The sequence below is a fragment of the Pseudomonas entomophila genome (genome assembly GCF_013523125.1).
Taxonomy (GTDB): domain Bacteria; phylum Pseudomonadota; class Gammaproteobacteria; order Pseudomonadales; family Pseudomonadaceae; genus Aquipseudomonas; species Aquipseudomonas entomophila_B.
In genome coordinates this window covers 46,170-58,551 of record NZ_JAAMQJ010000031.1, presented here as the reverse complement: position 1 = coordinate 58,551, position 12,382 = coordinate 46,170, and the positions used below count along the sequence as shown (strand labels likewise).

The following is a 12,382-nucleotide window of genomic DNA, read 5'->3' as shown; positions in this document are numbered from 1 at the left end:
TTTGAAGTTCTTTTCGGGAAACCCTAACAACTTCAACCACTTGACTCGCTGCGATCTCTCGAAGCGGGAGGCGAATCATACAGCGTTACAACCTGCTGTCAACCACCTTTTTCACCGCTTCCGGTCGGGACCGAAGCCCTTCCAGCGCTATCTCGATTCACACAACCTGTTGATTAACAAGGCGCTTATCGTTCCGACTGCGTTGGAAGTGGTGCGCATTATAAGGGGATCTGAAACCCCGTCAACCCTTTATTTCAAAAACATTTCAATGACTTGAAAACACCGCGGGGAAGGCCTTATCGACCTCCCCCGCTTCTTATATAGCTATGCACGCACCTGGCTCACTCGGCCTTCAGCGTGATCCGGGCAAACGCCTTCTTGCCTGCCTGGCATACATGCGTGCTACCCACGGCGAACATGAACCCCCGATCCACGCTCTCGCCATCCACCTTAACGGTCCCCGCATTCAACAGGTCCCGCGCAGCGGCCGAGTTCTTCACCAGCCCGGCACGGTTCAGCACGGCGGCGATCGGCATGTCTTCAGCCGACACGATCTCGACCTCAGGCAGGTCTTCGGGCAGCTCACCCTCTTTCATGCGATTGCCTGCGGCACGGTGCGCACTGGCCGCCGCCTCTTCGCCGTGGAACCGCGCCACGATCTCCTCGGCCAGCTTGATCTTGACGTCACGCGGGTTGGCACCGGCCTGCACGTCGGCGCGCAGCTGATCGATCTCCTCCATCGAGCGGAAGCTCAGCAGCTCGAAGTAACGCCACATCAAGGTGTCGGGAATCGACACCAGCTTGCTGTACATCACGCCGGGCGCCTCCTGGATACCGACATAATTGCCCAGCGACTTGGACATCTTCTTCACCCCGTCGAGCCCTTCGAGCAGCGGCATGGTGACGATGTTCTGCGCTTCCTGACCATAGGCACGCTGCAGCTCGCGCCCCATCAGCAGGTTGAACTTCTGGTCGGTCCCGCCCAGTTCGACGTCCGCCTTGAGCGCAACCGAGTCGTACCCCTGCACCAATGGATAGAGGAACTCATGGATGGCGATGGGCTGATTGCTGGAGTAGCGCTTGTCGAAGTCGTCGCGTTCCAGCATACGGGCCACGGTGTACTGCGATGCCAGCCGGATGAAGTCGGCCGGCGTGAGCTGGTCCATCCACGTGGAATTGAACGCCACCTCGGTCTTGGCCGGGTCCAGGATCTTGAAGACTTGCTGCTTGTAGGTCTCGGCGTTGTCCAGCACCTGCTCGCGCGTCAGCGGCGGACGCGTGGCGCTCTTGCCGCTGGGGTCACCGATCATGCCGGTGAAGTCACCGATCAGAAAGATCACCTGATGCCCCAGCTCCTGGAACTGGCGCAGCTTGTTGATCAACACCGTATGCCCCAGGTGCAGGTCCGGCGCGGTCGGGTCGAAGCCGGCCTTGATGCGCAGCGGCTCGCCACGCTTGAGCTTCTCGACCAGTTCCGACTCGACCAGCACCTCTTCCGCACCGCGCTTGATAAGCGCCAGCTGTTCTTCAACCGACTTCATACACAGACCCGCAAGGCTCAGATTCAAAGGGAGCCAACCATACAAGATCGGCCATCAAAAACAAGTTCGACACACGATGTGACTCATAGCAGGCCTTGAGGCGTCTGCCGCCCTTGCGCCGAAAAGGATTTGGTTATATTTTATACAGTTATTTCATCTTCATCATGTCATTCATCTATTCCTTTTCACCTTTTCAAAGTCACCTCACCTATGACCAACGACACGCCTAAAGCGCCTCCGCTTTATCCGAAGAGCCATCTATTGGCCGCCAGCGGCCTCGCCGCCCTGCTCAGCCTGGCGCTTCTGGTCTTCCCTACCAGCGACGTGGAAGCCAAGAAGACCACCCTCAGCCTCGAACTGGACAGCCCGGTCGAGCAACTCAAGGACGACTCGCGCACGGCTCCGCTCGTTCAGTCGAACAACCAGCAGGCCTCGCCCTTCGCCCAGATCGACACACCGGAAGCGGTGGCCAAGCCTGCCCAGGAGACGGCCACTACAGCCCCTGCCAAAGCCCCGCCAAGCCATCGGGAAGTGAAGGTCGCCAAGGGCGATACGCTGTCCACACTGTTCGCCAAGGTCGGCCTGCCTGCCAACGTGGTTCACGACGTGCTTGCCAGCAGCAAGCAGGCCAAGCAGTTCAGCCAGCTCAAGCATGGCCAGGTGCTGCAGTTCGAATTCGACAAGGACGGTGCACTGGCCCTGCTGCACACCAAGGTCAACACCCTCGAAAGCATCCGTCTGGCGCGCACCGACAAGGGCTTCGCCTTCGAACGTGAAATCAGCAAGCCGATGGTACGCACGGCCTATGCCCATGGCGTGATCAACAGCTCGCTGGCCGCCTCGGCGCAGCGTGCCGGTCTGTCCCACAGCATGACCATGGACATGGCCCGCGTCCTGGGCTACGACATCGACTTCGCCCAGGACATCCGCCCTGGCGACGAATTCGACGTGGTCTACGAACAGAAGGTCATGGACGGCAAGGTCGTCGGTACCGGCAACATCCTCTCCGCCCGCTTCACCAACCGTGGCAAGACCTACACTGCGGTGCGCTACACCAACAAGCAGGGCAACACCAGCTACTACACTGCCGACGGCAACAGCCTGCGCAAGGCCTTCATCCGCACCCCGGTGGACTTCGCCCGCATCAGCTCGCGCTTCTCGGCCGGTCGCAAGCACCCGATCCTCAACAAGATCCGGGCACACAAGGGCGTCGACTACGCGGCGCCACGCGGCACGCCGATCAAGGCCGCAGGCGATGGCAAGGTGCTGCTGGCCGGACGTCGAGGCGGCTACGGCAACACCGTGATCATCAAGCATGGCAATGCCTACCAGACCCTCTACGGACACATGCAAGGCTTCGCCAAGGGCGTTACCACCGGCAGCACCGTGAAACAGGGCCAGGTGATCGGCTACATCGGTACCACGGGCCTGTCCACCGGCCCGCACCTGCACTATGAGTTCCAGGTCAACGGTGTGCACGTGGACCCGCTGAGCCAGAAAGTACCCATGGCCGACCCGATCGCCAAGGCCGAGCGTCAGCGTTTCCTGCAGCAGAGCAAACCCCTGATCGCCCGCATGGACCAGGAAAAAGCCACCTTGCTCGCCTCCAACAAGCGCTGACCATGGCCCTCTATATCGGGGTGATGTCCGGCACCAGCCTGGACGGGCTGGACATTGCCCTGGTCGAGCAAGGCCAGTCCATTCACCTGTTGGCCAGCCATTACCTGCCCATGCCAGGCGATCTTCGCCAGGCCTTGCTCGCCCTGTGCGCCAGCGGGCCGGATGAAGTGGCTCGTTCGGCCCTGGCCGAGAACCACTGGGCCAACCTGGCAGCCGACGGGATCAATGCCCTGCTCGCCCAGCAGAGCCTGTCAGCCAAGGACATTCGCGCCATTGGCAGCCACGGGCAAACCATCCGCCACGAACCCGCGCGGGGCTTCACGGTACAGATCGGCAACCCGGCCCTGCTGGCCGAGCGGACCGGCATCAGTGTCGTCAGTGATTTCAGGCGCCGCGACGTCGCCGCAGGCGGCCAGGGCGCGCCCCTGGTACCGGCCTTTCACGAAGCGCTGTTCGCCGCCCTCGAACAACCGATCGCGGTCTTGAATATCGGCGGCTTCAGCAACCTCAGTCTGGTCGAACCAGGCATGCCCGTGCGCGGTTTCGACTGCGGTCCCGGCAATGTCCTGCTGGATGCCTGGATCGAGCGTATCCAAGGCCAGCCCTACGATGCCGGGGGGCAATGGGCCCAAGAGCACCGGTCGCGAGGTCTTCAACCTGCCCTGGCTGGACAGCCACCTGGCAGCACAGGGTTCGATCGCCGACAACGACGTTCAGGCGACCTTGCTGGAACTGACCGCACGCAGCATCACCGACGCGCTCCAGCAAGCGCAGCCCCAGTGCCAGACGGTGCTGGTGTGCGGGGGTGGCGCACGCAACAACGCGCTGATGCAGCGTCTGGCCGACCTCTTGCCGGGGGTTCGTGTCGACAGCACGGCCGCCCAAGGGGTCGACCCGGACTGGATGGAGGCCATGGCGTTCGCCTGGCTCGCCCATTGCTGCCTGGAAGGTATCGCCGCCAACCGCCCCAGCGTGACGGCAGCGCGAGGGCTGCGCGTGCTGGGTGCCCTCTACCCTGCCTGATGCCGAGGCCCAGAAGACAGACAGCAAAACGCCGCGCAATCGCGCGGCGTTCTGGCCTCAAGCGCCCACTCAGATCGAGAAGGACGAACCGCACCCGCAGGTGGTGGTGGCATTCGGGTTCTTGATGATGAACCGCGAACCTTCCAGGCCTTCCTGGTAATCCACCTGGGCGCCTGCCAAGTACTGGAAGCTCATGGGATCGACCACCAACGCCACGCCTTCGCGCTCGACCACGGTATCGTCGTCGGCCACGTCCTCATCGAACGTGAAACCGTACTGGAAGCCCGAGCAACCGCCGCCCGTGACGAAGACGCGCAACTTGAGACGATCATTGCCTTCCTCGGTCACCAAGGTCTTGACCTTGTGCGCGGCCCCTTCGGTGAACTCCAGGATGGTAGGGGTGAAGGTTTCGACACTCATCAGACTCTCCCGGCGCAAGGCCGCCATAACACGTGATGGCGTGCATTATCCGCTTCCCCTAGAAAATTGGTCAACTATGGGGGCGTGAGTGGCAAGGTTTGAGCTACAAGCTTCAAGCTTCAAGTGGAAGCGAATCGCGGCGTTTCGCTGATCTGCTCCTGCTTGTAGCTTGTAGCTTGTGCCTCCCCATGGGCCTAGGGCAGCATGCCCGCGTGGGACAGGCCCAGACGCTCGTCCAGCCCAAACAGGATGTTCATGTTCTGCACTGCCTGGCCGGAAGCGCCCTTGACCAGGTTGTCGATGACCGACAGCACCACGACCAGGTCGCCATCTTGTGGACGGTGCACGGCGATGCGGCACATGTTGGCGCCCCGCACGCTGCGCGTCTCCGGATGACTGCCCGCTGGCATCACATCGACGAACGGCTCGTCGGCATAGCGCTTCTCGAATAGCGTCTGCAGGTCGACCGAGGTGTCGGCCACGGTCGCGTACAGGGTGGCGTGGATGCCGCGAATCATCGGGGTCAAGTGCGGCACGAAGGTCAGGCCGATCTCGCCGCCTGCCGCCAGTCGCAGCCCCTGGCTGATTTCGGGCATATGACGATGCCCTTTGACGGCGTAGGCTTTCATGTTCTCGCCTGCTTCACAAAACAGCGAGCCGACGGCGGCGCCACGCCCGGCACCACTGACGCCGGACTTGCAGTCGGCGATCAGGCGCAGCGGATCGGCCAGGCCAGACTCCAGCAGGGGCAGGAAGCCCAATTGCGTGGCCGTCGGGTAGCAACCCGGCACCGCGATCAGGCGTGCCTCACGAATCTGCTCGCGGTTGACTTCGGGCAGGCCATACACCGCCCCAGGCAACCGGTCCGGCGCGCCATGGGGCTGGCCATACCATTTTTCCCACTCGACGACGTCTTGCAGACGGAAGTCGGCGGACAGGTCGATGATCCGGGTGCCGGCATCCAGCAGCTCACCGGCCAGGGCATGGGCGACCCCATGGGGCGTGGCGAAGAACACCACGTCGCAAGCCGCCAAGGTCTTGGTGTCCGGTACGCTGAACTTCAGGCCATCGTAGTGGCCTCGCAGATTGGGGTACATGTCCTCGACCGGCAGGCCGGCTTCCGAGCGCGAGGTGATGACCACCACGTCGGCTTGTGGGTGCTGCGCCAGCAGACGCAGCAGTTCGACACCGGTGTACCCCGTGCCGCCGACGATACCGACCTTGATCATGACGCGTGCCCCTCTCAACGAACCGACTGTAAAGCCACGATGATAGGGATGCGCACGCCTGCTCACAACCGTTGTGATGGCTCCGACGCCCGATGCTCTCTACTATCTGACCACCGTGAAAAACCTCGAGGAAACCAACGATGCTCTATTTCTGGATCAAGGCGCTGCATATCGTCAGCATGGTGTGCTGGTTCGCCGGGCTGTTCTACCTGCCGCGGCTGTTCGTCTACCACGCCCAGAGCACCGACAGCGTCAGCCAGGAGCGCTTCGCCGTCATGGAGCGCAAGCTGTACCGGGGCATCATGAACCCCGCCATGATCGCCACCTACGTGTTCGGCATCTGGCTGCTGGTGATCAACCCAGGCTTCCTGAGCCAGGGCTGGATGCATGCGAAACTGACGCTGGTGCTGTTGCTGACCGGCTACCACCACATCTGCGGCGCACAGCGCAAACGCTTTGCCCTGGGTGAGAACCGCCGCAGTCACGTCTACTACCGCTGGTTCAACGAAGTGCCCGTGCTCATCCTGCTGGCCGTCGTGATCCTGGTGGTCGTCAAACCGTTCTGACCCCGCGCTGGGCGCCGGGCATGGCCGCCTGACCCGCGCCCACTCAGGCGCCCTTCAAAAGCCAGCGGCCGTCCTAGGCTCGCGGTACACTGGCGCTCTTTTGACCGCCCAGGAGCCGCGCATGACCCGTTACGCCATGATCACCGGCGCCTCCAGCGGCTTGGGTCTTTCCCTGGCCGAGGCCTTGGCGCGGCGCGGGCGCAACCTCATCCTGGTGGCACGCCACCGCGAAGCCCTGGAGCCCATTGCGCTCGAGCTGACCCAGCGGTTCGGCGTCGAGGTGCTGTTTCGTGCCTGCGACCTGAGTGAGCCGCTGCGGGTGTCGGGTTTCGTTCTCGAACTGGAAGAGGGCGAGCACCGTGTCGACCTGCTGGTCAACTGTGCGGGCCTGCGCTCCTACGGGCCGTTCCTGGCACAGGAGTGGGCCGACGAACAGGACCTGCTCGAAGTCAACATCATGACCCTGACACGTCTTTGCCACGCCGTGGGCAACCTCATGGCGCTGCAAGGCGGTGGGCAGATCCTCAACGTGGCGGCGCTGGCGGCCCATGCTCCAGGCCCATGGATGGCGGGCTACGCGGCCAGCAAGGCCTACGTCCTGAGTTTTTCCGAGGCCCTGCGCGAGGAACTCAAGCGGATCGGCATCCAGGTCTCGGTGCTCTGCCCGGGCCCGGTGCATTCGCCACGACGACGCATTCCACGGCTGGACGGCAGCCGCCGCTGCCTGAGCGCCGAGGAAGTCGCGCTGTACACCGTCCGAGCGCTGGACAAGAACCGCGCGCTGATCCAGCCGGATGGCCGCTACCGCTGGCTGGCGCTGGCACCGCGGCTATTGCCGCGCTGGCTGACCCGCAAGCTGGCAGGTGCCATCCATCAGCGCTATCGACCGCTGGAGACCGAATAGCACTGGGCGCAGGCGATCGCGCTGGTTACACTCGGCGCGACCCTCACCATGGAGACGTACTGTGGAGACTCTCTTCACCAAGATCATCAACCGGGAAATCCCGGCCAGGATCATCTACGAGGACGACCAGGTCCTGGCCTTTCACGACATCGCTCCGCAGGCCCCGGTGCACTTCCTGGTCATCCCCAAGAAGCCCATTCGCACCCTCAACGACCTGCAGGAAGACGACAAGCTGCTGGCCGGTCACATCCTGTTCACGGCGCAGCGCCTGGCCAAGGAACTGGGCTGCGAGGACGGTTTCCGTGTCGTCATGAACTGCAATGAATTGGGCGGCCAGACGGTCTACCACATCCACCTGCACGTGCTCGGCCAGCGCCAGATGAACTGGCCGCCGGGCTGATCCGGCGCACGCTCGTACCGGGCGATTGAGGTACACTGTCGGGCACACTCTTGCGGAGGTGCCCGATGGCTACCGAACGTCACTACTCGCCGCTCGACCGCGTGCTGTTACAGGCCGACACCGCCCTGCGCACGCTCTTGCCCTTCAGCGGCCAACCGTCCCGTCCCTCGCCCGCCGTCGTCAAGCCTGACGTCCAGCTGGACGAGCCCCAGGCCCGGCATGTCGCCGGCCTCATGCGGATCAATCACACCGGCGAAGTCTGTGCCCAGGCGCTGTACCAAGGGCAGGCGCTGACGGCGAAGCTGCCGCAGGTGCGCAAGGCCATGGAGCATGCCGCCGACGAAGAGATCGATCACCTGGCCTGGTGCGAGCAGCGCATTCGTCAGCTCAACAGCCATCCCAGTGTCCTCAACCCGCTGTTTTATGGGATGTCGTTCGGCATTGGCGCCTTCGCCGGCTTGGTGAGCGACAAGGTCAGCCTGGGGTTCGTCGCCGCGACCGAGCGGCAGGTGTGCAAGCACCTGGATGAGCACCTGGCGCAACTGCCCGCCGAAGACGAGAAGTCCCGTGCGATCCTCGAACAGATGCTCACCGACGAAGCCCACCACGCCGAGTCCGCGCTCGACGCCGGTGGCTACCGCTTCCCTGCGCCGGTGCGCTTCGGCATGAGCCTGTTGGCCAAGGTCATGACCAAGAGCACCTACCGCATCTAACGCGGCATTCGGGGGCCTGCGCGCCCCCGATCCTGCGTGCCTCAGTCCAGTTCGACGATTTCGTAGCCGTGGGTGACCTCTACCCCGGCACGTTCGAGCATGATGGACGCCGAGCAATACTTTTCCGCCGACAGCTCCACGGCACGCTTGACCTGCGTTTCCTTCAGCCCACGCCCCTTGATCACGAAGTTCATGTGGATGCGGGTGAAGACCTTGGGCTCTTCGTCGGCCCGATCGGCCTCGAGGAACGCCTCGCAACTTTCCACGCGCTGACGCGACTTCTTCAGGATGCTCACGATGTCGAAGCTGCTGCAGCCGCCCAGGCCTAGCAGCAGCATTTCCATCGGACGCACGCCCAGGTTCCGTCCTCCGGCCTCGGGTGGGCCGTCCATGACGACCACATGCCCGCTGCCCGACTCACCGAGGAACATGGCCTCGCCGGCCCACTGGATACGCGCCTTCATTGTGCCTGACTCCTGACTGACAAAAGGCCCTCAGCTTAGACGCTGTCGGTTCGCTTGGAAACGGTAAAGTCGCCTCGGTTAGCTACCGACGTGCAGTACACCGTCTGATAAGCTGGCGCCAATTAGCTGGCGGCTCACCGTCAAACAATCGATAGAAACTCTTCGTGCATGCGTGGACAGGACTCCGTGATGGTCGCCTCAGCGTTGGCTCCTCGAATCAAGAACATCGACAAGTTGCTGGCGCACTGTCAGCGACGCCGCCATGCGGCCAAAAGCAATCTCATCAACGCCGGCGACATCGCCGACAGCCTGTCCTTCATCCTCAAGGGTTCGGTCACCATCCTGATCGAAGACGACGACGGTCATGAAATGATCATCGCCTACCTCAACGTCGGCGACTTCTTCGGCGAACTGGGGCTGTTCGGCCCGGACGAAGAAGCGCGTCAACGCAGTGCCTGGGTACGTGCCAAGACCGATTGCGAGATTGCGGAAATCAGCTACGGGAAGTTTCGCGAATTGGCCGATCAGGATCCGCAGATCCTGTACGCCCTGGGCGCGCAGATGGCGCAACGGTTGCGCAACACCACACGCAAGGTCGGCGACCTGGCCTTTCTCGACGTGACCGGCCGCGTGGCCCGTTGCCTGCTGGAGTTGTGCCAGCAGCCTGACGCGATGACCCATCCAGAGGGCATGCAGATCAAGGTGACTCGCCAGGAGATCGGCCGCATCGTCGGCTGCTCCCGGGAGATGGTCGGACGCGTGCTCAAGGACCTCGAAGAGCGCAACCTGGTGCAGGTCAAAGGCAAGACCATGGTCGTGCTGGGTGCCCGCTGACCCTCAAGGCGTCACTCGCAGGGCAAGTCCTGCAGCACGTGCCGATACACCTCGACGAAGTCACGTGCCCAAGGCGCGTCGGGCACCACTTCGCTCAAGGCGATGTGACTCTCGACCCGGCAGCGTTGCGCCAGCGCGCAACAGGTGTTGAAACGGTTCACGGCCTGAATCATCGAGGCGCGCTCGTCCTCGAGCAGCAAGGCGCCATGGACCAGCACGACCGGTCGCTTGCCGCCCAGCCCCTGGCGCCAACGCTGAGCCGTACCGACCCACTTGCGCCCCTGGATGTTGACGTTGTAGCGGCCATCGCAGAAGGCGCCTTCCACCTCGCCCAGCGACGTGTCCACGCCCCAGACCCCGAGCAGATCGCACAGCGGAAGGCACAGCCGCTCGTAGGCCCGCTCGATCCGACCCTGATCGCCTTCACTGCGCGGCGCCACATAGACCAGCGCCAGGTTGACCGTCGCAGGCGATTGCGGCACGGGTTCGCCGCCGGTCTCGCGCAGCAGGATCGGCCAACCCGCGTCGGCGAGCTGCCGACGGGCGGCGTCGAAGCCCTCCAGACGGCTCATGCGCCGAGGCATGACCAGCGCTCGGTCGGTAGGTCGCCAGACCAGTAAGCCAGATTCGCGTTGCCCCTGACAGACCTCCGTCAGCAACGCCTGCTCGGCCTGCAGGCCCTGTTCCACCGCAAGGTTCAACACACCGTCCGTCATCGCGCTTCCTCGTCCGTGCCGTCGTGCGGCCTCAACAGTCCCTGTCGCGTGAAACCGGCCAGCAGGCTCAGTCCAGCGTGCCGCTCGACCCCTGCACCGGCAGTTCGGGGAAGAACAGACGCTGCAACTCCTGCCCCGGCAACTCGGCCCGCATGAAGGCCTCGCCGACCAGGAAGGCATACACCTCGTTGATCTTCATCAGGTCGACGTCGGCCCGGTTGAGCACGCCGCTCTCGGTGATCGCCAGGCGGTCGCGCGGAATGCGCGGCAGCAGGTCCAGCGTGGTTTCCAGGCTGACCTCGAAGGTGTGCAGGTTGCGGTTGTTCACGCCGATCAACGGCGTGTCCAGCGTGGCGAGCGCACGCTCCAGCTCGTCGCCGTCATGCACTTCCACCAGCACGTCCAGACCCACGTGCCGGGCCGTCGCGGCCAGTTCGGCCATGCGCACGTCGTCCAGTGCCGATACGATCAGCAAGATGCAGTCGGCCCCCAACGCGCGGGCTTCCACCACCTGATAGGGGTCGATCAGGAAGTCCTTGCGAATGACCGGCAGGGCACAGGCCGCACGCGCTTGCTGCAAGTACGCATCGGCGCCCTGGAAGAAATCGATGTCGGTCAGCACCGACAGGCAGGTCGCACCGCCCTTCTCGTAGCTGGCCGCGATGTCGGCCGGCTCGAACTGCTCGCGGATCACGCCCTTGCTCGGCGAGGCCTTCTTGATCTCGGCGATCACCGCCGGTTTCTTCTGCCCGGCCTGCTCGATCAGCGCCCTGGCAAACCCCCGCGGCGCATCGGCCGCGGCGGCCAGCCGCTCGAGTTCGTCCAGCCCCACCCGGCGGCGGCGCTCGGCCACTTCCTCGACCTTGCGCGCCAGAATCTTCTCCAACACCGTCGGTACGCTCATACTTCGTTCTCCTGCTTGAATACCGCAGTAAAGGCGCCCAGCTCCTGCACTTTTTCCCAGGCGAGCCCGGTGTGCAGCACATCGTGCGCCAGATCGACCCCTGACTTGAGGCTCATGGCATGGTCGGCCGCGTACAGCGCAGCGCCTGCGTTGAGCACGATCATTTCGGCCGCCTTCTGTCCTTCTTCGGTCTTGCGCCGGCCCAGGGCATCGCGGATCAGCGCCAGGGAGGCCTGCGGACCGTCCACTGCCAGACCATGCAGGCTCTGGCTCTTGATACCCAGATCTTCAGGCTCGACCCAGTACTCGGAAATCTCGCCCTTGTTCAGCTCGGCGACGAAGGTCGGCGCCGCCAGACTGAACTCGTCCAGACCATCCTTGGAGTGCACCACCAGCACATGCGTGCTGCCCATGCGCTGCAGCACTTCGGCCAACGGCCTGCACAGGGCCTGGCTGAACACGCCGACGACCTGGTGGCGCACACCGGCCGGATTCGTAAGCGGGCCCAGCATGTTGAACAGGGTGCGCAGGCCCAGGTCGCGTCGTGGCCCGGCAGCATGCTTCATCGCCGAATGGTGGCCCTGGGCGAACATGAAGCCGATGCCCAGCGCATCGACGCAGCGCGCCACCTGCACCGGGGTGAGGTTGAGGTAGATCCCGGCGGCTTCCAGCAAGTCGGCACTGCCGCTCTTGCCCGAGACCGCCCGGTTGCCATGCTTGGCCACCGGGCAGCCTGCCGCGGCCAGCACGAAGGCAGACGCCGTGGACACGTTGAAGATGTTGGCGCCATCGCCCCCGGTGCCGACGATGTCGACCACGCCCTCGAGGCTTGCCAGCTCGACCTTGTCGGCCAGCTCGCGCATCACCGACACGGCGCCGACGATCTCGTCGATGCTTTCGCTCTTCATGCGCATGGCCATGAGAAAGGCGCCGATCTGCGACTCGCTGCACTGGCCCGTCATGATCTGGCGCATGACATCGCGCATCTCGTCGGTCGACAGGTCCAGCTGGCCGACGATGCGGCTCAATGCATTCTTGATATCCATGG

The 12,382-nt window shown here is 63.7% G+C and carries 13 protein-coding genes and 2 pseudogenes; 8 read left to right on the top strand and 7 right to left on the bottom strand.

Annotated features, from left to right (window positions below; translation table 11 throughout):
• A pseudogene (locus G7007_RS22015) lies at window positions 1–277 on the top strand (hypothetical protein); the annotation flags it as partial.
• 64 nt (window positions 278–341) lie between these two features.
• On the opposite strand, the gene tyrS reads toward G7007_RS22015, so the two are convergent.
• Complete coding sequence (gene tyrS, locus G7007_RS15765; RefSeq protein WP_181103114.1) at window positions 342–1,541, bottom strand: tyrosine--tRNA ligase; 1,200 nt, start codon at window positions 1,539–1,541, stop codon at window positions 342–344.
• A gap of 210 nt (window positions 1,542–1,751) precedes the next feature.
• On the opposite strand from tyrS, the gene G7007_RS15760 reads away from it, so the two are divergent.
• Entirely contained in the window at window positions 1,752–3,161 is a 1,410-nt protein-coding gene (locus tag G7007_RS15760; protein ID WP_181103112.1) for a peptidoglycan DD-metalloendopeptidase family protein, read from the top strand.
• Between the two features lie 2 nt (window positions 3,162–3,163).
• Window positions 3,164–4,184: pseudogene (locus G7007_RS15755) on the top strand (anhydro-N-acetylmuramic acid kinase).
• Window positions 4,185–4,253: 69 nt separating this feature from the next.
• Here G7007_RS15755 and erpA read toward each other — a convergent pair.
• Complete coding sequence (gene erpA / locus G7007_RS15750) at window positions 4,254–4,604, bottom strand: iron-sulfur cluster insertion protein ErpA (protein ID WP_060392292.1); 351 nt, start codon at window positions 4,602–4,604, stop codon at window positions 4,254–4,256.
• A 194-nt stretch (window positions 4,605–4,798) separates the two neighbouring features.
• Window positions 4,799–5,833 (bottom strand): N-acetyl-gamma-glutamyl-phosphate reductase, encoded by a 1,035-nt coding sequence (gene argC, locus G7007_RS15745; RefSeq protein ID WP_181103110.1) that lies wholly within the window; start codon window positions 5,831–5,833, stop codon window positions 4,799–4,801.
• 140 nt (window positions 5,834–5,973) lie between these two features.
• On the opposite strand from argC, the gene hemJ reads away from it, so the two are divergent.
• From hemJ to coq7, 4 genes are all read left to right on the top strand, one after another.
• A complete protein-coding gene (gene hemJ / locus G7007_RS15740; RefSeq protein WP_181103108.1) occupies window positions 5,974–6,399 on the top strand; it encodes a protoporphyrinogen oxidase HemJ in 426 nt (141 codons plus the stop codon).
• Between the two features lie 121 nt (window positions 6,400–6,520).
• Window positions 6,521–7,303 (top strand): SDR family NAD(P)-dependent oxidoreductase, encoded by a 783-nt coding sequence (locus G7007_RS15735; protein ID WP_181103106.1) that lies wholly within the window; start codon window positions 6,521–6,523, stop codon window positions 7,301–7,303.
• A gap of 61 nt (window positions 7,304–7,364) precedes the next feature.
• Entirely contained in the window at window positions 7,365–7,703 is a 339-nt protein-coding gene (locus G7007_RS15730) for a histidine triad nucleotide-binding protein (RefSeq protein WP_181103103.1), read from the top strand.
• Between the two features lie 65 nt (window positions 7,704–7,768).
• Window positions 7,769–8,416 carry a 2-polyprenyl-3-methyl-6-methoxy-1,4-benzoquinone monooxygenase gene (gene coq7 / locus G7007_RS15725; RefSeq protein ID WP_181103101.1) on the top strand — a complete coding sequence of 216 codons (648 nt, stop codon included), beginning with the start codon at window positions 7,769–7,771 and terminating at the stop codon, window positions 8,414–8,416.
• A 41-nt stretch (window positions 8,417–8,457) separates the two neighbouring features.
• Here coq7 and G7007_RS15720 read toward each other — a convergent pair whose 3' ends face one another.
• On the bottom strand, window positions 8,458–8,880 hold the full coding sequence (locus tag G7007_RS15720; protein WP_181103099.1) for an OsmC family protein: 423 nt from the start codon (window positions 8,878–8,880) through the stop codon (window positions 8,458–8,460).
• 189 nt (window positions 8,881–9,069) lie between these two features.
• Between G7007_RS15720 and crp the strand changes: the two genes are divergently transcribed.
• Window positions 9,070–9,714 (top strand): cAMP-activated global transcriptional regulator CRP, encoded by a 645-nt coding sequence (crp, locus tag G7007_RS15715; RefSeq protein ID WP_181103097.1) that lies wholly within the window; start codon window positions 9,070–9,072, stop codon window positions 9,712–9,714.
• Between the two features lie 11 nt (window positions 9,715–9,725).
• Here crp and G7007_RS15710 read toward each other — a convergent pair whose 3' ends face one another.
• The 3 genes from G7007_RS15710 to trpD all read right to left on the bottom strand — a co-directional run bounded on the left by G7007_RS15710 (window position 9,726) and on the right by trpD (window position 12,380).
• Window positions 9,726–10,430, bottom strand: a complete 705-nt coding sequence (locus tag G7007_RS15710) for a lipoate--protein ligase family protein (protein WP_181103095.1) — start codon at window positions 10,428–10,430, stop codon at window positions 9,726–9,728.
• 67 nt (window positions 10,431–10,497) lie between these two features.
• On the bottom strand, window positions 10,498–11,334 hold the full coding sequence (gene trpC, locus G7007_RS15705) for an indole-3-glycerol phosphate synthase TrpC (RefSeq protein ID WP_181103093.1): 837 nt from the start codon (window positions 11,332–11,334) through the stop codon (window positions 10,498–10,500).
• On the bottom strand, window positions 11,331–12,380 hold the full coding sequence (trpD, locus tag G7007_RS15700) for an anthranilate phosphoribosyltransferase (RefSeq protein ID WP_181103091.1): 1,050 nt from the start codon (window positions 12,378–12,380) through the stop codon (window positions 11,331–11,333). Before trpD ends, trpC begins: the two co-directional genes overlap by 4 nt.
• Window positions 12,381–12,382: the final 2 nt, after the last annotated feature.